Raw genomic sequence first — 20,375 nt, forward strand, 5'->3', positions numbered from 1 at the left:
TAAATTAAAGGCGCTTGTTATAAGCGCCTTTTTTCGATGTCGTTTTTCCAGAAGGCTTAGCCGATAATATGTCAGCCCTTCTATTTTGCGTGCTGAATGTTGCTTTCGTTAACATTTAAGCCCTGGGTAGCAAGACTAACGATCGCCATAATAACGATATTTACGATAAGGGCAATGATACCTACATTAAGGTCTTTAACCGCTTGAGGGAGCGAGGGGAAAATCGTACCAACAGTAATATTAGAAACCGTAACAAGACCAACCGTAAGAACGCCTGCGAGTATGCCTGCAAAGGCGCCTTGCTTAGTTACAAAGTTGTTCTTCATTAAACTAAAGATAAAGGCAGGAAATAGTTGAGTAACCAGGCTATAACCCATTAGGAGCAGAGTTACAATTGTTTTTCCGCCTATCAAAGTAAAGAAAACTGCAACAAGAGCTATAATAGGAACTAAATATTTAGCCAATGTGGCAACTTGCTGGTCAGTCGTCGAGGGAACAAATACTTTATAGATGTTTTTAGCAATTAAGGTGGCAGAGGCCATGAGGATCATTGAACCAGGAACGATTGCAGTAAGTAAACCTGCTGAGCCGATTATCCCTACAAACCACGTAGGAAATGCCATTTTCGAAAGCCTTAAAAGTGACAGATCTCCATTTTTGAGGCCAGGGACTTGTAGAACAGCGACAAATCCAACAAAAAAGACAAAGAGCAAGACTAATTGATATAGGGGTAAGAATATTGAATTTTTGCGAAACTCCTTCTCGCTTTTAGCTGAATAGACAGCTGCAAAGAAATGAGGCCACATGTAAAAGCCCAAAGCCGTTAATAGAACTGTCGAGATAAACCAAGATACACTTAGTCCTTTAGAAGGCAGAGCTAAAAATCCCGGTTTTGCGTTATCAATAGCCATAAACATCGGTTGGAATCCACCGTAATAATGGTAAGGAAGATAAATCCCCATAAAAAGAACGATCACGAGAATCATGGAGTCTTTAACGACTGCTGTCCAAGCCGAACCATGAATACCTGAAACCATAACATAAATGGTAACAACGATAACTCCAATCCAAATGGCTAGGGTAGGAGAAACAGATCCATAAGAGGCTTCCGAGACAATGTTTCCCAAACCTGTAAGCTGAAGGACTAAATAGGGAACTAAAGCAATAACTCCTACTAATGAGACTAGAACACCCAGCGCAGGACTTTTATATTTCGTAACAAAAAAATCTGATTGGGACATCAAATTGTGCTCTTTGGCATATTTCCAAACCGCTGGCAGCATCCAATAGGAAATAACATAGGCTAAGGTACCATAACATAAGATGTAGAATGTAGGGCCTCCTTTGCCATAGGCCCATCCGCTGCCACCAAGAAAGGTAAAGGTTGTATAAATTTCTCCAGCCATTAGAATAAAGATAATTATAGGACCGAAACCGCGTCCTCCCACCGTCCATTGTTCCAGATCCATCTGTTTTCCTTTCTTGGCCCGCAGTCCTAGATATAGAGAGAAGAGCAGAAAGGCGAAAATAATTAATAAGGCTGAGTTCATTGTCTATCACCTCCGTGATTCACCGGATCAAGTTTATAAATGAGTCCCATAATAATAGAGGTTACTACCACAGATAAGACAATCCAAAAAAGGATAAACGGCATGCCTAAGACATAAGGAGTTACTCTATTTACAAATGGTATAACGCATAGCATGAAAATAAATGGTATTATTGCCAACCAACGAAAATTCATAATAATGCCCCCCTTTAAACTTTTAATAATTTAAATGTTGCGTTAGTAAAGAGTTTTACACCCATCACCAGGATATCTTCATCTATAGTAAAACGCGGATGATGGTGCGGATAACTTATTCCTTTTTCCGGATTACCGGCACCAATAAAAATAAAGCTGCCAGGAACTTCGTGCTGATACGCTGAAAAATCTTCTGCTATCATAGTTGGACGTACAGTTTCAACAGCTTGATCACCTAAAACTTCTCGAATTGTTTCCTCCATGATGCGATTAACGCCTATATCATTAATGACAGGCCGATAACCTTTCACAATGTTAAATTCATACTCAGCTCCATGAGCTTCAGTTACTCCTTTAACAACTTGCTCCATTAAACGCGGGACCAAGTCACGGTTTTCAAGCGATAGTGTCCGAATAGTGCCTACGATTTCTACACTATCGGGGATTACATTATCCGTGGTTCCCGCGACAAATTTTCCAATTGAGATAACTACACTATCCAGCGGATCAATATTACGGGCCACGATATGTTGGAGATTTGTCACTACCTGTGCTCCAATAACTATTGAATCAACCGATGTATGAGGAGCACCTGCATGGCCTCCTTTTCCCTTAATAAATATATGGAATGTATCGGGGGCAGCCATCATGGGGCCATAAGCTATCCCGATTTTGCCGGATTCCAGCTGCGACCAAACATGCGCCCCGATGACTTGGTCTACACCTTTCATTACACCGGCAGCAACCATTTCCGATGCCCCGCCTGGGAAGAGCTCTTCAGCGTGTTGAAATAAGAAGCGAACTTCACCTTGAACCTCATCCTTCAATCCACTGAGGATCTTAGCTGTTCCCAGGAGCATCGCAGTGTGGGCATCATGGCCACAGGCATGCATGACTCCAGGATTCTGAGATGAAAATTCAAAGGTATTTTGTTCCTGAACAGGTAATGCATCCATATCTGCCCTTATCGCTAAAACTTTACCGGGTTTAGCTCCAATGAGTCTAGCAACGACACTGTTTCCGACAGGTCGTGAAAGTTCCAGATTACCAAAGGATTGAAGAGTCTCGTAAACAAATTGGCTGGTTCTTACTTCTTTAAAGGATAACTCTGGATGTTGATGAAGATATCTTCTCCAATTGAGGATTTCATTGTTGATTTGTTCAACAAGACTATTTAGTTTCGTCGTTTCCATAATGATAGATGCTCCTTTTATCATATAAGTTGATTAATAGATTTGGCCATACCCTATGGAGAAATATGCTTGTTACTTAGTGAATAGAATTATTCCATAGCTCACCTTCTTATTATTTACGGTTATATTTCGGTCATAACCCTTTATGTTTATTATATAATAGAAGCTTGTCTTTAGGTAGTCATTAAACAACAAAATTACGAAGTATTTTGTATAATAAGAAATTCTGCCCTAAATACAAAAAAGGCAGGGTTTAAACGTAAACGGTGGAACAAATAGCGTTGCATAAAAAATTAGCCCAGATCTTCAATCAATGAAAACCCGGGCTAATTTACATTCTTGAAAAAATCCTTCGCTTGCAACATCAACGCACCAAGCCTGGATACTCAGTCCACTTTGGCCGCATTCTTCAATGCGGTCTCGCTAACGTTGTTCTTGGGCTAAATCTCTAGCCGTAATAAAACCTAGCTTCTACTATTCACTGCTGTTAACAGGATACCAGAAGGCAAAAGGTTTTTTCGAGCCGCTATTTTATCCACAGTTTACGGTTTAAATCCTGTCAAAATAAAATACGATAAATCTTTCTTGGCCGTCCCCTTGGATGAGGGCTTTCTTCACCAATTACCTGAGCAAACCCTTTTTCCTCCAACTCCATGAGAATTCTGCGTGCACTACGAGGCATGATTTGCATATATTGGGCTAGTTCATGTGCACATATTTCATCTTTTTTAGCCTTTTTTAAGATAGCCTTAATTTTATTTATGGTTGTTCCGCTTAGGGAGGTTTTTCCGCTTAACTGGGCTAATTCTTCGGAGGCATAAGAATAGGTTATCTGCGTTTTTTTACCCAGTGGGCCGACAATTGTTTTATCATCAAGAAGAATCATCCAAGTTCCATGTCCATATTCTTTGGCATGAAGTAAGGCTTTTCCGGCATTGATCTCAGCCTCATAGGCTGTTTTACCAATACCAATACCACAAGTTAGGTTATCTTGTACGGTTTGATAGGACTCCTCTAACTCCGGCACAACGGTAAAGTTTTCCGTGATTTCATGTAAAAGTCCTCGGGTTGTAAAAATAACATAACGACCAGGTCCAGCTTCTTTTAAGGAGCCATGAACTTTTTTTGCGTATTCGAGTAGTTTTTCCGTAATTTTGATTTCTAGGCGATGTAATTCATCTGTGGAAAAGGTATCTTTAGCCAAGCGGGTAAAAGAATCAACTTCTACCATCTGTACAGCTATCTGCGCATCCTTAAAATGTAAAGTTTCATTTGTCCGAAGTATAAGTTCAATGATTTCTTTTACTCCTAAACGAGTCGGAAGGACCCGAAAGACTGGGACCCCCAGTCGTTGGAGTTCGAGATGGGCTGTACGCAAACAGGTAACGGCCGCTTTCGTTTGCCCTGATTGCCAAAGCCTATAATGGTATTCACTTAATTCTTCAGCAGATATTTCTCCTTGATAATATTTTAGAAAAACAGGTTTGGCGTCAATTTGTGCTTCCAAAAAAGTTTTTTCTAATTCACTTGGTTGAAATGTATCAAAACTCAATTGTTCCATTGTTATGTCTTGTTCATAAACGATATGTAACAAGGTCCTATATAAACTTGCACCAGTATGAGGAATATAAAACATGGGTTTTTGGATTCCGCCCCAGAGTTTGGCAATCGAGTAGGGTACTTGTCCAGAAAACAGCCACATATCTACATCGTCAACATGTGGCCGCAAATTTTCAATTAGGTCTTTCTCATTCCAATACTCGAAAAATTGACACTTCAGGACGGGATATTCGTCTGTAACGGACTTAATAATTTTAACGGTATCATCAGCCCCCATGATTCCTAATCGGATTTTAACGATTAATAAGCCCCTCTTTCCCTCTGATTGTATTTTAAATTAAGTATAGACTATTTTCATATATTTTCCTAATAGAGGCCATTGGGAGAATTGCCGGTGAAAGATTGATTCTTCACGCTCCCATGCTGGAAGCGACCAGCAAAAACTAATAAAAACTATCTTTTAATAAACAGATTTCATTCATCTCCTTCCATTTTATATAAAACTCTCTATCATCATCCTGGACATTTTGCAAATTTCAACAAATATCCTCACATCCCACGGTGTGAATCCTCTAGGAATTTTATGCTTTGCTTCACATTCGCACTAAATTATCAAGGTATCTATTGTGAGATTGTATTAGCTACAATAGATTCGTGCTTTTCGAGCACGTTCTCACATCAGGAATTAGTCTTTAAAACTTTATTATTTGATCTTATAATAGAAAAGACACAAGTCCCTATTGCTAAAAATTTGTATTTTAACAAATAATTGGAGGTAAGTTCATGTCAAAGGTCGTAGAACGTTTTCTGAAGTATGTTCAAATTAATACTCAATCCGATGAAAACTCATCAACAGTTCCAAGCGCCCCCTGCCAACTCAATTTAGCGAAAGTTCTCACGGAAGAGCTGAAAGGACTTGGCTTAGAACAGGTCAGACTTGATGATAAAGGCTACGTTTATGCGGTGCTGCCAGCCAATATTGAGGCACGGGTTCCAAGCATTGGTTTCATCGCCCATATGGATACGAGTCCGGATGTCTCCGGGGAACATGTAGACCCTCAAATTATCGAAAACTATCCAGGAGGAGATATTCTTCTGAATCCTGAGAAAAGTCTTCTACTGAAGGTTGAGGATTTCCCAGAACTTAACCAATACATCGGAAAAACCCTGATTACCACCGATGGGACCACCCTACTCGGTGCAGATGATAAAGCTGGTATTTCGGAAATCATGAGCGCGTTTGAATATTTAACAGCGCATCCTGAGATTCCCCACGGTAAACTCTGTGTAGGATTCACGCCTGATGAAGAAATCGGCCGTGGTGCCGATTATTTTGATGTTCGAGGTTTCGGCGCTGATTTTGCCTATACCGTTGATGGTGGACCAATCGGTGAGTTGGAATTTGAAAATTTTAATGCCGCTAAAGCAATCGTAAAAATACACGGGCGAAATGTCCATCCTGGTCGTTCCAAAGGAAAAATGATTAATGCCATACTTATAGCTAATAAATTCATCTCCCTCCTCCCTGCTCAAGAAATCCCCTCCTTGACTGAAGGACGCGAAGGATTCTACCATCTGAATCGCATTCAGGGAGACGTCGAAGAAACGGTCCTCCATTATATTCTTCGTGACTTTGAAAGTGAAGGACTGGAGAAGCGAAAAAGGACCATTCTCGCAACAGCAAAGCAACTGCAAGATCAGTATGGGGAAGAAATTCTCACAGTTGAAATTATAGATCAATACAAAAACATGCGTAAAAAAATCGATCCCGTTATGCATATCGTTGAGACTGCCTTCCAAGCGATGCAAGAAGTTGGAGTCAATCCTGATGTGAAGCCAATCCGAGGTGGTACCGATGGTGCACGTCTTTCTTTCATGGGACTGCCTACCCCGAATTTCTTTGCCGGCGGCCATAATGCACATAGTAAAAACGAATTCATTCCTACTTTTGCGCTAGAAAAAGGAGTTGAAGTGATTCTCAAAATAATCGAGAAATATGCAAAGTCGGTTAACTAAGTTAAGCTATAGTTTAATTTTGCGAATAATATTTACCCGACTCAAGGATCGTGATATCGCTGATCAATCGGGCAGTGAGTACTTTGAAAATTTGTTTTCCTTGTTCGTAGGTCGCTTTAGTAGCATCACCGGACATTGCATGTTCGTATATTTTTTCGGCCCTGCCCATAAATTTGACATTTAAGAGTGGCCTGATCAAATTCTTGGTGGCTTTCTCCATGCGAACCAGCTTTGAATCGTAGTATAGAATTGCAGATGTTTCATCTTCACCGGCATGACCTTGGGCCCCTGTAATCGCAACAATGTCGGCAGAATAATCAAGCCACCAGTTAATTATCAGAACATCCATGCCCAATTTCATAAGCATTTCGCTTGCAAGATTTAAGGCAGTAATATTCCCGCCATGTCCATTTAACATAATTAATTTTTTCATCCCGTTTTCAAACATACCCTTCCCAACCCAGTACACATAGTCCGCAAATACTTGAGAGGGAACGTTGATAGTACCAGGATATACCGTTAGATCATAACTCTGGCCGTATGGAATTTCCGGTCCAATCCAGATCCGATCGCCGATTTCTTCGTCTAACAATTTACAGAAAGTTCTGGGGGAAAAGATATCCGTCCCTAATGGCAGATGATGCCCGTGAGCTTCAAGTGATCCGATCGGAAGAATAACGATGTTTGATTTCTTAAGGCTTTCCTTAAAATCATCACTCGTATAATTAACCATATACATATGAAAGAACCTCCTAAAAATTCAATTCTCTAATTCCTTATGGGGAAATGACATGCTACAAACCGATCAAATCCGGTTGCTTTCATATCCGGTTCCTGCTCATGACATATATCCTTAGCATACGGACAACGAGGATGAAAACAACATCCCTTTGGGACGTTGATTGGGCTAGGCAGTTCACCCTCAATTGCATTCTCTCTATTTCGTTGGCGTGGATCCATCACGGGTACCGCCTTAATTAATATGCGGCTATATGGATGGTAAGCGCAGTCAAACAGTTCCTCTGTGGGGGATATTTCTACAATCTTTCCTAAATACATAACCGCCACCCGGTTCGTTATGTACCGGACAACTCTTAGGTCATGGGAAATGAAAAGCATAGTAAGATGGAATTTATGCTGCAGCTCCGCCAATAAATTGATGACTTGGGCCTGGATGGAAACATCAAGGGCTGAGACCGGCTCATCGGCAATCAGAAAACGTGGATTTAGCGCCAAAGCTCTGGCAATGCCTAGCCGCTGCCGCTGTCCTCCGGAAAACTCACCTGGAGTGCGGCTCCCCACATTCATATTAAGGCCGACCATTTGCAAAAGCGCTTCAATTTTGTCTTCCCTCTCACTTTTAGCACAGATCTTATGAACCGAAAGCACTTCGCTCAACATGGCATTCACAGTCTGCCGTGGATTCAGTGAGGAATAGGGATCTTGAAACACCATCTGAATTTTATGTCGATTTTCACGCAGTTTCCGCCCCTCAAGCTGCGCAAAGTCTTCCCCATCGAATAGAATTCTGCCGCTGTCAGGTTTATATAGTCGAATTAACGTTTTCGAAAAGGTGCTTTTTCCGCAGCCACTTTCCCCAACAAGACCCACAGTCTCGCCGTTCATAATTACCAAGCTCACGTTATCGACAGCCCGCACGACCTGTTGTTCTTTGCGTGCAATCATATCAATTATAGTCTGTTTGATAGGAAAACCTTTCGACAGATTCTGAATCTCCAGCAACGGCTCCTTCACAGATAATGCCTCAGAAAGCATAGACTTAGCGTTCACGATGGCTCCTCCTTTCCCGCAGGCTCTATGATGCCCTTTATATTGGCAAGCTTTTCAACACAACGGCAACGTGATAGATGACCCGGTTCAATTTCTTGTAAATCCGGCAATTGCTTTTCACAAAGGGGCTCACAATATTGACAACGGGGTGCAAAGGGGCAGCCCTCAGGCATATTACTAAGGTCCGGAGGCGCACCGTTGATTGGCTGAAGCTTTCCGCCCTTTTCTTTATTAACAGCAAGTGAATTCAATAAGCCAATCGTGTAGGGGTGTCGAGGAGACCCAAACAAGGTAACTGCATCCGTAATTTCCATGATATTCCCCGCATACATAACGGCCATGCGGTCACACATTTGGGCCGCTACACCTAGGTCATGGGTGACAAGGATCATACTCATTTTTAGTTCTCTCTTCAAATCGTTAAGCAATTTTATAATCTGATCCTGTATAGTCACATCTAGTGCTGTGGTAGGTTCATCCGCCAGTAGCAAGCGCGGCTTGGAGGCTAAAGCAATAGCAATCATAACCCTCTGCCGCATACCACCACTAAACTGATGGGGGAAAGATTCCATACGTTTCTCTGGGGATGGGATGCCTACTAATCTAAGCAATTCAATAGCCTTTTCATATTTTTGCTGTTTACTTAATGCTTTATCTTTGAAGGATTCCATGATCTGCTCTTTGATTTTGAGTACCGGATTAAGCGCTGTCATGGGTTCCTGAAAAATCATACCCATTTCACTGCCGCGGATTTTCTCCAATTCTTTGGGACTTATTTTCAAGAGATCAGTCCCCTTATAATTAATACAGCCATTAACAATCTCGCCTGGCTTATGAACTAAACCGATTAAGGAACGGCAGGTCGCACTTTTTCCGCACCCGCTTTCGCCCACAAGTCCAAAAGTTTCTTCTTCATTGATTGAAAAACTGACACCATCGACCGCCTTCACAACGCGATTCTTCTCGATATAATAAGTTTTGAGATCAATGACTTCTAAAATTGTATTGCTCATATGTCCTCCCCATCAATGCTCCTTCGTTCTCAGTAAATCAGAAAGACCGTCGCCCAGAAGACTTATGCCAATACCGGTTATAGCAAGCGCAAGACCAGGAAACGCACAGATCCACCATGCGCTTGATATGAGCGATCGGCCATCGGAAATGAGAGCGCCCCATTCCGGCGTAGGTGGTTGAACACCAAGGCCTAAGAAGCTCATGGATGCACCAACCAACATGCACATCATCACATCAGAAATCGAATATACGATAGCACTATTCATGACATTCGGTAAAACGTGCTTAAATAAAATCCGTGTATCGGAATAACCCAAGGTCTTGGCGGCCTGAACATATTCGCTTTCTTTGAGTACTATGACTTCACTGCGTACAAGTCTTGCATACTCTTTCCAGCCAACGAGCCAAATGGCGATATAAAGGTTCCTGATTCCCGGTCCGATTATTGCAACAATCGCAATGACTAGGATGGTAAAGGGAAACGCCATGACGATGTCTAAAAGCCGCATAAACAACACATCGATCCATTTCCCATAATAACCGGCAATAAGCCCGATCAGGGAGCCGATAACTAACGGAATAATTACGGCTAAGACCCCTATTTCCAGGTCTATTCTTGTTCCCCATAGCACCCGTGAAAACATATCACGGCCAAAATTATCGGTCCCGAAAACATGAGCAGCAGTCGGAGCTGATAAAATTACATTTGGGTCTTGGGCAGAAGGAGAATAAGAGGTGAATAGACCGGGAAATAAAGTAAACACTAAAACAATCACCAAGAAAACAAAGCCCATATTAAATGTAGTGCTTCTTTGCCAAAATGGTATTTTTGGGGCGATTGCTGTTCGCTCAGGCAAGCTAATTGTATTTTCTGTCCCCACAAGCCTATCCCTCCTATTGCAGTTTTACTCTCGGGTCAAGTATCGAATACGAAATGTCCGTGAATAGATTCATCGCCAGTACAATGACTGCAAAGATGAAAACAGTTCCCTGAACAATCGCATAGTCCCTGCCGAGTATTCCTTGTAAAAGAAGTAAACCGATACCCGGCAGAGCAAAAACAGTCTCGATGACAACGCTGCCGCCAAGCATGTAAGCGATCCGCATAGAAAATAAGGTAACGGTTGAGACCATGACATTTTTTATTATATAACGAGAACGTACAATTTTACGGGGTAGTCCCTTGCTGTAAGCGAAATCAACATAATCTTTTTTAAGAATATCTGAAACACTATTTTGAATGTTGCGGATGAGTAAGGCACACGTCGCCAAAGCCTGGGTCAAGCCCGGAAGAATCATGGAATAGATATGTTCCGGCCAGGTCTGCCCCCAACCTGCGATTGGGAACCATCCTAATTTGAGCCCGAATAAAATGAGAAAAAGAAGACCAATCCAAAAAGAAGGCAGCGATACAGCAACCAATGAACCCGCATTTATGATCTGGCCTTTAAGGTTGCCTCGGTTAATCCCCGAAAGATAACCCAGCGGAAAGCTTATCAGGATCGCTAGTATAGTTGAAACAATGGTGAGTGTAATCGTTACGAGAATTTTTTGTTGTATTAGTTCGCTTACGGGCTGATTATAGTAGACAGATTTACCCAAATTCATGTGTAGAAGATTGTTGAGAAAGATCCAATATTGCGTAAGATAAGATTGATCCAATCCCATCTGGTGGCGCATTGCTGCAATCGTTTCTGGAGAACCCTTATCCCCAAGCATTACCAAGGCCGGATCACCGGGGATGAGCCGCATCATAATAAAAATCAGTACCGTAACACAAAACAGCACCGGTATTATCTGAAGCAGTCTTTTGATGATATAATTCAGTTCATTCATTCTAACACCTACTATATCAATATACCGAAAGAAAGGGGTAAGATGAGATATTGGGGAGGAAAAGCAACTCCCCCCCAAAAGGAAATTCTTATTTACGACTAACCTTTAAGCGGTTCACTTTCTTGCTAAATCCTGGAATCGATAATTGCCGAGTGGCGTTTGCACGAATCCAGTAATGTTTTTACTCATTGCAACCGTATAAGGAACAGCATACAACGGAATCAAAGGTGCATCATTCTGGAAGGCCTCCTGAATGTTTTTATAGAGAGCCATTCTCTTGTTTTCATCAAGCTCAATCTTGGCCTGCTTTGCCCAGGCCTCAATTTGGTCATTTTTCCAGCCGGTAAAACTATTTTTATCATTTTCATAGATACAAGCATAGTCCACCCATTCCGTGGTATCTGTGATATCATTGGTCCACACATGAAGCTGAATATCATATTGCAAGCTCTTATACTGGCTCGATACTGCAGCGTTTTCCAGTTGGCTGATATTTACGGTTACACCAATTTTAGCCCATTGCTCTTTTAGCATCGTTGCAGTCTGCTGTGCAGAGGAGTTTCCTGCCGGTACAACCAGAGAAACTTCAAACCCATTGGGTAATCCAGCTTCTTTCAGAAGATCCTTCGCCTTATCGACATTGTAAGCATGAGCATCGGGCAGATTATTATCAAAATGGGGATCCTCTGAGGATAAGAATGAAATAGCCTTGGTCCCATTGCCAAATAAAATTGTCTTGACAAGGGCATCCTTATCGGTGGCATACTCAAGAGCTTGTCTAACCTTTCCATTGTTAAGGTTCTTCTTCGTCGTATTAATGGTAATATAGTGTACTTCTGTTGAGGGAAGGTTTACTGCTTGCAGCTTTCCACTGGAACCAATTGTCTTCATCTGATCATAGGGCACATTGGTAGCAACATCAATCTGACCGCCTTCTAGCTGCATGATTCTGGAATTATCATCCGGAACAACCGTTACCTTAATTTCATCTGTTAGTGGTTTACCCTTCTGCCAATAGTTGGGGTTCTTTTTGAAGAGGATGTACTCTCCTTTCTTCCATACACTGATCATATATGGGCCGGTTCCAATTGGTTTCTGGCTGATACCATCATCGCCTGCTTTTTCACAATAAGCCTTAGGCATGACCGACGCGTTGAACATTGACAGATCCGATAATATGGCAGCAGAGGGATCCTTCAACGTAATAACAACAGTTGTGTTATCGGGAGCTGTAACATCTTTTACATCCTCCAAAGCAAAGGCCCATTGACTGCTCTTGGTATCCCGTGCGCGTTTGAGGGAATAAATCCAGTCTTCACCTGTGACTGGCGTACCGTCTGAAAATTTCAAGCCATCCCGGATATGGAACGTGTAGGTTAGTTTATCAGCACTGACATCCCAACTTTTAGCAAGCGCCGGTTCCGTCTTTTTTCCATCGGCACTGCTCTGTACCAGACCTTCCGCGAATAGATTTTCCATCCAAATATCATTGTTGTCTTTTGCATTGACTGGGTCTAAATCTGCTGAATCAGCATTTCTGGCAATAACAATCTGCTTGCTTGCATTACTATTGGCTGTATTACCACTTGTACTCGTTTGGGAGCCGCATCCTATGGACGATAGCATGACGCTGAATGACAGCAGCCCCAATAGGGTTGCTCTTACTGATTTTTTCATCAACACTTCACTCCTCCTAAATTAACAATCAATCCATTACCGACTAAAACAGCAGTTGCCAGGTATTGCTTTCTCAATCCCCCTTCTAAATATTTCATGTATCTATGATAAACGTAAAACGCTCTACATTAGGAAACATCACAAACCTCTTATTTTGGATTACTCAAAGGTTCCGCTGACAAGTATTTTTCCATCTCGAATCATACACTGCCCTCGAGCATAAACGTGCACGATATTTAGGTCTTGATCGAGGACTAATACATCTGCGTCAGCCCATACTCGTAGCGTTCCTTTTCTTTCTTGAATTTTAAGCACCCGCGCTGGATTTTGGGTGATCACTTTTAAGCTATCCTCCAAAGGAAGTCCCGAATTGACCAAATTTTTGAATTCCTCATACAGACACCGTGGTTCTGAAACCGTCATTCCGACTATGTCGCCCCGCTCATTAAAAACAGGCAGGCTGCCGTTACCATCGGAACTCATCGTTATTTGCTCAAGAGGAGCACCCTCGGCTAAAGCCTGATGAATTGCTTCCGTAGGGCTGATTGAAGTCCGAGGCTGGGATAACGGATTAAATCCGGTTGTCAAATCGATTCTTCCACCTTTTTGAGCGAATCGAATGCCTTCAGCCAGTAGATCTGCATTACGATTAATATGGGTCGGTATAAACTGAGTAATAGGTATGTTTGTCTCGTCTACAATTTCGGAAAGTATCCGTAACCCTTCTTTGCCGGAACCTACATGGAGATGTAACACTCCCGCTTTACCACTTAGGATTCCACCGACGCGGCATTCTGCGGCAAGTTTGCTTATATCCTCCTTTGTGGGTTGAGCTGATCGGTGATCAGAAATCGCAACTTCACCGCAACCAATGACTTTATCGATAATAATCAAGTCATCTCGGACATTTTTCATTAGCGTGCAGGTTGGAATTTCATAGGAACCAGTATAAATATATGTGGAAATCCCTTCGTTCTCGAGGCCCCGTGCTTTGGCCAAAAGAGATGCCATGTGACGAGTCGTCCCATCTGTTCCCAGACAGCCTACAACTGTCGTGATACCTGCTGAAGTAAGCTGGCTTAAACGGACTTCCGGAGTGCGTGAAGCATATCCTGCCTCTCCACCACCTCCAATGAGATGAATATGCTGATCAATAAACCCGGGGACGACATAATGATCGGTGACATCGATAACTTCAACAGGTCCATATTCAGGTACTGGATTAATTTCTCCGATCTGGGCGATCTTATCACCGGCTATAAGGAGATCTTTGGTACCCAGATTCTCTGGAGTAAAAACTCTTCCGCCTTTTAAAAGCTTAAACATTGTAAAAAATTTGTCCCCTTCCGCTAAACTGTTGTAAAATGGTAATATATACATTCTTCTGTTATGCAATTATTGCGCCAAAAGTAGATGCCATTCGTATTTTTATTTTTAGACTTAGAAGGATAAGGCTTTAATGTGTTTTAGCACAAATTCATGGCTCATATTATGGTGATTATCACTGCTCTCCTTCCCGTTTGCAGCCCTTTTTCCCCATTGTTTATCCCTTTTTCAACCCATTTAAGCTTAGCATTTCAATGGAGGAATATAATGAAGACCTTAACCTTATTAACCATAGGTAAAAATACGTGTGAAGCTCTCCACGAACAACTCATTGATCTCCTCGGTGACCGAGTCCACGTTGAAGCTTATTATTTAGAGAGTAACATCAAGAAGCTCATCGGCAAGGATCTTATCATTCTTTCAAGTCCAGCAGTCCTTGAACTCGGAAAAAATATCCTTAATCCGAATTGTCCGCGGATTGTTGCCCTGCGCTCGATTAATTATCAAGGTATGGAACCCCTTTTGACTATACCTAATGGTACACAGGCTTTACTTGTAAATGATACGGACTCATCTGTATCCGAGTCGATTTCCTTTCTGAAAACCATTGGCATGAATCACATTAAGTATTTCGATTATTACCCGGGAATCGCAGATTATCCTCATATAAAACTCGCTATTACACCCGGCGAAACCGATCTCGTACCCGAATGTGTTGAACATATTATTGATATTCAAAATCGCAGCATTGATTTTATTACCTTAGTTGAGATCCTGAAATATTTGGATCTTCTCGATGAAAAAATGAACCTGCTCTCTGCTAAATATGTACGAGGAATGGTTAACCTGTTAGTACGCAATAAACAAATGGAAGAACTCAATCAACACATAAACAATCAGTTAGAAATCATTATTAATACAGTTCGTGATGGCATAATCGCCATAGATGACCAGAGGAACATCACAGTTTTTAATTCAATTGCCGAAGAATTATTAGGCTTTCCGTGTGAAGTAATTATTGGCAAAAACATGAGCGATACGACTATTCGGGCTGATATCCGGGAACTCTTAGCCGCTTCAAAAAATGATCGGGAAAATTTTCACTACATAAATGGGAGGCATCTTGTGGTCAATAGCGCAGTTTTCCTTGAAAATAAAAATCAGTTAATTGCTAATCACCCTAAAGGTCGTGTCTACACTTTAAATGATGTTACAGAAATTCAAAGGATGGAAGAAGAACATCGTCGAGAACTGATCAATCAACAGAACTTCGCGCGCTATACCTTTGCCCATATCCTTGGCTCCAGCGAAATGATTCAAACAACTAAAAGATTAGCCCAAAAAATAGCCCGTTCTGATTCTCCTATTTTGATTCTAGGAGAAAGCGGAACGGGTAAAGAACTCTTTGCTCAAGGTATTCATAATGCCTCAGCCCGCAAAAACGGGCCTTTCATTGCTGTAAACTTTGCAGCTCTCAGTGAAAACCTTTTAGAAAGTGAACTCTTCGGCTATGAAGAAGGCGCTTTTACTGGCGCCAAGAAAGGCGGAATGTCAGGACTATTCCAACAAGCACATAAGGGGACTATCTTTCTTGATGAAATTGGAGATGCCCCCTTGACTTTTCAAGTTAAGCTCCTACGCGTTCTGCAAGAGAAACAAGTCCGGAGAATCGGAAGTTCTCGAGTTATTCCGATCGATGTCCGAGTAATCGTAGCAACCAATAGAAACCTTAAAGAACTAATTATTCAGGGGCTTTTTCGTCAAGATCTCTATTATCGCCTCAACGTTCTTCCAATCAAAATTCCACCCTTACGTCAAAGGAATGAAGATATTTTGATTCTTGCGAAATATTTTTACGAAAAGTATTTGATTGGATCTAAGCTTCATCCCGCAGAAGATTACTTCCGTAAGATTGAAGAATTCCTTCTTGCCTATAGTTGGCCAGGAAACATTCGCGAGCTTCAAAATGTTGTCGAATATCTTATTAGCATTTGTCCCGATCAACCACCAGTACAAAAAATGCTTCCTGAAGAATTAAGAGAAGACTTCAGCAATCCCAGCCCACCTTCCATCAAGGATCCATACCAATATTCCCTTATTCTACGCCTTATTGCTCAGGCGAATGACCAAGATCATCCAATCGGTCGTCGATCCTTGGCACTCCAAACAGGCTTAACTGAGGGAGTCGTTCGTAAATTATTAATGAATCTTGAGTTGAAAGGGCTCGTTATTCCTAATCGAGGGAGAAGAGGCGTTGCTCTTACAACTTCAGGAATTAAATACGTAAAGGAATCGTTGAATATTTAATTCATTTTTGTCTCTCTTTATTAAAAAGGAACGAGACTTTCAAGCAAAACAACCAAAAGGTTGACAGCTGCTTCCACATCGCTACAATCTACAATTTCGGCAGGGCTATGAACATAGCGAGTCGGAATAGAAAGGACACCGCAAATCACTCCGCCTTTAGTCAAGTGGATAGCTCCAGAATCGGTACCGCCGAATTCGAGAACTTCCCATTGATAAGGGATTTGATGTTTTTCAGCGGTATTACTCATCCACTGTTTCATTTGCGGAGGCGTAATTATTGAGTGGTCAAGGACTTTTATCGCTACGCCTGCACCCAGTTTTACTTCCATCGGGTGGGCTTTAGGAGTGTCTCCTGTCGCGGTAACATCTATTGTAATGGCTACATCCGGATCAAGAGCAAAAGCTGCCGTTTGAGCACCTCTCAGACCAACTTCTTCCTGAACGGTAAAAACGAAAGCAAGTTCGTAATCTGTCTGAACCCGTTTCAGGGCTTCAATGGCCACAAAACAGCCTATTCGATCATCCATAGCCTTGGAAATAATGCGTGAATCTGAGTGGACATATTCACCAATAAAAACCGCGCTGTCTCCAATTCGGACAAGTTGCTTGGCTTCTTCCCGGCTTTGGGCTCCAATATCAATATAGAGTTTTGCAAGTTTAAGATCTGAGGAGTTTTCTAATTTTTCGACACTGATCACCCCGACCCGGCCATTTTTAAATTGGACTCGACTGTGTGTAATTTGGTGAATATGAACGCCGCCAATCGTTGTAAAGCGCAAGAAGCCATTCTCATCAATATGTGTAACCATGACTCCGATTTCATCCGTGTGCGCCGCAATCATAATTTTCTTCCCTTGGCCCTGGCGCACCACTATCAAATTGCCTAATCTGTCTTTACGAATTGAGTCGCAGTATGGCCGGACTATCTCCGTAATTTGATCCGCAATGTCATCCTCCAACCCGGAAGGTCCATAAGACTGAGTTAAACGTTCCAGCAGCTTAAAATCCAGAGGATTTTGATTCAGTGGCATCTCTGTTCTCCTCCTTGTATGTTAAATAAACCTAACTCTTACTGTTCAGAAATCATAGGCACAATATAATGACCACTAGGGTATTATGTTAAACCCCTTCGCCAAGAAATTTTGACTTAAGAATTTCCTCTACCAATTGAATGGTATTCCTGATGTCAGCTTGACTGACTACAGAAGCACAGGAATGAATATAGCGGCATGGAACATTAATGGTTAATGAGGGGACGCCTTCCCGGCTCGTGTGTATTCTTCCAGCATCATTTCCACCGCTGGTCCCGCGCCGGAATTGTAACGGGATCTTCTTTTGGTCAGCTAAGTTAATGACCTGTTGGATGAGCCTTGGATTGTAGAGCGTTGTCCGATCTTGAATGGATAATGCCGGGCCATTTCCGAGTTCTGTCACCCAATCTTCTTCCTCAACATGAGCCATATCGGCGGATACTGTTCCTTCCAGGATAATGGCAAAATCCGGCTGGGTATGATACGCCGCAACTTGAGACCCTCGTAATCCGACTTCTTCCTGAACCGTGAAAGCCGCAATGAGCGAGACAGGGTATTCTTTTTTGAGGATTTCGGTTAAGACGAAGCATCCAATCCGGTCGTCAAAAGCTTTTCCTTTATAATAGCCTTGACCCAAGGGTTCGAATTTTGTGACAAAATAAGCATAATCTCCCAACTTGATATGCTTGGCTGCCTCTTCCTTAGATGATGCCCCTATATCAATATAAAGCTGGTCAAGTTTTAGCGCTTGTTGTCGTTCTTGGGGCTTCTGTAAATGAATCGCCTTGGAACCGATGACCCCGTTGCAGCCTGATATTTTCACAGGTTTTGAAACAAGAATGCGGGGGTCAATTCCCCCGACTGGTAGGAACTTCAAAAATCCTTCCGAGGTAATTTCGGTAATCATCAGTGCCACTTCATCCATATGAGCGGCAATGAGAATCTTTGGCCATTTCTCTAAGCCTTCCTTAATAAGCATAAGCAATAAGGTTACCAATTTTATCGATCGATACAGAAGTGACCCAGGATTTAATTTCCTCACATAACACGTCGCGAACTTCTTTTTCAGCCCCGGATGTTCCATTACATTCGCTGAGATTTTTTAATAACATAGAATTTCCTCCAAATCTTCCGGTAGGCTGGCAATAAAGTGGGCAAGCATCATTCCAGCATGCACGACGTCTTTAAGATCCAAGGTTTCAACCGATGTATGCATATACCGAAGCGGGATCGAAAGTAATCCTGTCGGTACGCCGGCATGCGTAACCTGGATGGCCCAGGCATCTGTTCCTGAATGGGCGGGAATCGGTTCAATCTGATAAGTAAGATGAGCATCTTGAGCTGCCTCAACCATTAACCGATAAACAACAGGGTGAAAATTCGGACCAAGCGCAATCGTTGGACCTTTGCCTAATTCGATATTCACTTGCCCTTTTGTGTCCGGGGTTACGGCGTGAGTGACGTCAATGGCAATTGCAAGATCAGGATTTAAGTTATAAGCGCTGGTGATCGCTCCACGCAAACCGACTTCCTCTTGCGTTGTGACCACTGCGATCACATCATGAGCATGATGTATCCGCTGTAATTCACGAAAGCAAACCTGCAAAGCAACTACGCCGGCTCGATCATCGAGCGATTTCCCAGCCATAAGTCCTCCCAGCAAATCGTAGGGCTCACGCCGCATTGTAATGATGTCACCAACTTGGATGATTTTTTGGATCTCTGTAAAAGAAAGACCTACATCAATCCCCATATCTTCGATTTTTACGGCTTTATCTCCATCTTCTAGCACAAGATGTGGAGGCATTGAGCCGATAATCCCTAGAACTTGTTCCCGTCCGTGGATAATCACTTCCTGAGATAGGAGGGTTCGTTGATCCACTCCTCCAATCGTTGTAAAGCGAAGAAAACCACGTGAGTCAATTTTTTTGACCATTAAGCCTATTTCATCCATGTGCGCGGCAAGCATGATCTTATGGTGTGGGTTTTCCCCTTTTTTGACCGCATAAATATTTCCCAAACGGTCGGTTTGGACATCCTCTGCATAAGATTTAAATTCTTGAACTACGATTGGAGAAATGATTGATTCATAGCCGGATACTCCGTGGTGTTCCGACAAGGCCATCAGGAACGATTTAGCTTGATTTAAACGTTTATCTGTCACGGGTTATCACCTTCTCATTTTCCTTTTTTAAAGTAAAACATTTTTAGATAATTCTACCTCTAAACCCAAATTCCTGTTGGAAAGAATAGTTTCCCCGACTGTATCCCATATTCACTTATTTACGCGATCAACCATTAGCTTAAGTCAAGGGTGTCCATCGTGAGGTGGATGAAATAGGCGAATTCCATAGGAATTCGCCCTTTCACGAACCGTACGGGCATCTTTCAATGCATACGGCTCGCCATTCCTATTAAGCTTTCGTTAAAGAAAATTATTATAGCACCTTAGGTCAAAAAACGTTCTGGTTCATTAATCGCACATGCAAAAACCCCGCAATCACTTGCGGGGTTCTAGTTTCCTATGGAGCCGATGGTCGGAATCGAACCGACGACCTGCTCATTACGAGTGAGCTGCTCTACCTCTGAGCCACATCGGCAATTACGGACGAGAGTTATATTACCCTATTTTTGCCGTTTCGTCAAATATTTTTTTATAATATATTCGAAATATATTCTTGAAATGTATTCGAGTGGCACAATTTGGTTATTAATTTAGTCATTGCAATACTGTTTTTATTGATACATACCTTTTTATCCAATCGTAAGAATTCCACTTCTACAAGTAGGAGTGGTTCCCATACCTTGCTTCGGTGGGGGTAGAGTCCCTCACCGAAGCCCCGATGTTCCGCTTTAGCTGAACGAGTTCACTCCAACTAT

Annotated in this window: 15 protein-coding genes, 1 tRNA gene and 1 pseudogene; 2 read left to right on the forward strand and 15 right to left on the reverse strand. The window is 42.2% G+C overall.

The window, feature by feature from the left end; translation table 11 throughout:
* Positions 1–80: 80 nt before the first annotated feature.
* From B5Y67_RS19620 to B5Y67_RS19635, 4 genes are all read right to left on the reverse strand, one after another.
* Positions 81–1,550 carry a sodium:solute symporter gene (locus tag B5Y67_RS19620; protein ID WP_088228105.1) on the reverse strand — a complete coding sequence of 490 codons (1,470 nt, stop codon included), beginning with the start codon at positions 1,548–1,550 and terminating at the stop codon, positions 81–83.
* Entirely contained in the window at positions 1,547–1,744 is a 198-nt protein-coding gene (locus B5Y67_RS19625) for a DUF3311 domain-containing protein (RefSeq protein ID WP_088228106.1), read from the reverse strand. The genes B5Y67_RS19620 and B5Y67_RS19625 overlap by 4 nt, the downstream gene beginning before the upstream one ends.
* A gap of 14 nt (positions 1,745–1,758) precedes the next feature.
* A complete protein-coding gene (locus B5Y67_RS19630) occupies positions 1,759–2,937 on the reverse strand; it encodes a M20 family metallopeptidase (RefSeq protein ID WP_088228107.1) in 1,179 nt (392 codons plus the stop codon).
* Positions 2,938–3,496: 559 nt separating this feature from the next.
* On the reverse strand, positions 3,497–4,774 hold the full coding sequence (locus tag B5Y67_RS19635; protein ID WP_088228108.1) for a transcriptional regulator: 1,278 nt from the start codon (positions 4,772–4,774) through the stop codon (positions 3,497–3,499).
* Positions 4,775–5,280: 506 nt separating this feature from the next.
* Here B5Y67_RS19635 and pepT point away from each other — a divergent pair.
* Positions 5,281–6,513, forward strand: coding sequence for a peptidase T (gene pepT, locus B5Y67_RS19640; protein ID WP_088228109.1), 1,233 nt, complete (start codon positions 5,281–5,283; stop codon positions 6,511–6,513).
* Between the two features lie 13 nt (positions 6,514–6,526).
* Here the strand turns inward: pepT and B5Y67_RS19645 are convergent, their stop codons facing one another.
* The 7 genes from B5Y67_RS19645 to iadA form a co-directional block, all read right to left on the reverse strand.
* Positions 6,527–7,252 carry a creatininase family protein gene (locus B5Y67_RS19645; protein WP_088228110.1) on the reverse strand — a complete coding sequence of 242 codons (726 nt, stop codon included), beginning with the start codon at positions 7,250–7,252 and terminating at the stop codon, positions 6,527–6,529.
* Positions 7,253–7,281: 29 nt separating this feature from the next.
* Entirely contained in the window at positions 7,282–8,289 is a 1,008-nt protein-coding gene (locus B5Y67_RS19650; protein ID WP_088228417.1) for an ABC transporter ATP-binding protein, read from the reverse strand.
* An 11-nt stretch (positions 8,290–8,300) separates the two neighbouring features.
* Positions 8,301–9,317: an ABC transporter ATP-binding protein gene (locus B5Y67_RS19655; RefSeq protein WP_088228111.1), complete on the reverse strand. Its 1,017-nt coding sequence runs from the start codon at positions 9,315–9,317 to the stop codon at positions 8,301–8,303.
* 12 nt (positions 9,318–9,329) lie between these two features.
* Complete coding sequence (locus B5Y67_RS19660) at positions 9,330–10,199, reverse strand: ABC transporter permease (protein WP_242976050.1); 870 nt, start codon at positions 10,197–10,199, stop codon at positions 9,330–9,332.
* Positions 10,200–10,212: 13 nt separating this feature from the next.
* Complete coding sequence (locus B5Y67_RS19665; protein ID WP_088228112.1) at positions 10,213–11,154, reverse strand: ABC transporter permease; 942 nt, start codon at positions 11,152–11,154, stop codon at positions 10,213–10,215.
* Positions 11,155–11,268: 114 nt separating this feature from the next.
* Positions 11,269–12,831, reverse strand: a complete 1,563-nt coding sequence (locus B5Y67_RS19670; protein WP_088228113.1) for an ABC transporter substrate-binding protein — start codon at positions 12,829–12,831, stop codon at positions 11,269–11,271.
* Between the two features lie 159 nt (positions 12,832–12,990).
* Positions 12,991–14,157 carry a beta-aspartyl-peptidase gene (gene iadA, locus B5Y67_RS19675; RefSeq protein ID WP_088228114.1) on the reverse strand — a complete coding sequence of 389 codons (1,167 nt, stop codon included), beginning with the start codon at positions 14,155–14,157 and terminating at the stop codon, positions 12,991–12,993.
* A gap of 267 nt (positions 14,158–14,424) precedes the next feature.
* On the opposite strand from iadA, the gene B5Y67_RS19680 reads away from it, so the two are divergent.
* Positions 14,425–16,464: a sigma 54-interacting transcriptional regulator gene (locus tag B5Y67_RS19680; RefSeq protein WP_088228115.1), complete on the forward strand. Its 2,040-nt coding sequence runs from the start codon at positions 14,425–14,427 to the stop codon at positions 16,462–16,464.
* Between the two features lie 20 nt (positions 16,465–16,484).
* On the opposite strand, the gene B5Y67_RS19685 is transcribed toward B5Y67_RS19680, so the two are convergent.
* From B5Y67_RS19685 to B5Y67_RS19700, 4 genes and pseudogenes are all read right to left on the reverse strand, one after another.
* Positions 16,485–17,495, reverse strand: a complete 1,011-nt coding sequence (locus B5Y67_RS19685) for a M42 family metallopeptidase (RefSeq protein WP_088228116.1) — start codon at positions 17,493–17,495, stop codon at positions 16,485–16,487.
* Between the two features lie 88 nt (positions 17,496–17,583).
* Positions 17,584–18,607, reverse strand: a pseudogene (locus tag B5Y67_RS19690) (M42 family metallopeptidase).
* Positions 18,598–19,659: a M20/M25/M40 family metallo-hydrolase gene (locus B5Y67_RS19695; RefSeq protein WP_088228117.1), complete on the reverse strand. Its 1,062-nt coding sequence runs from the start codon at positions 19,657–19,659 to the stop codon at positions 18,598–18,600. The pseudogene B5Y67_RS19690 and the gene B5Y67_RS19695 overlap by 10 nt, the downstream one beginning before the upstream one ends.
* 361 nt (positions 19,660–20,020) lie before the next feature.
* Positions 20,021–20,095: transfer RNA gene (locus B5Y67_RS19700), tRNA-Thr, on the reverse strand.
* Between the last annotated feature and the right edge of the window lie 280 nt (positions 20,096–20,375).

Source organism: Desulfosporosinus sp. FKB (assembly GCF_002196705.1).
Classification (GTDB): domain Bacteria; phylum Bacillota; class Desulfitobacteriia; order Desulfitobacteriales; family Desulfitobacteriaceae; genus Desulfosporosinus.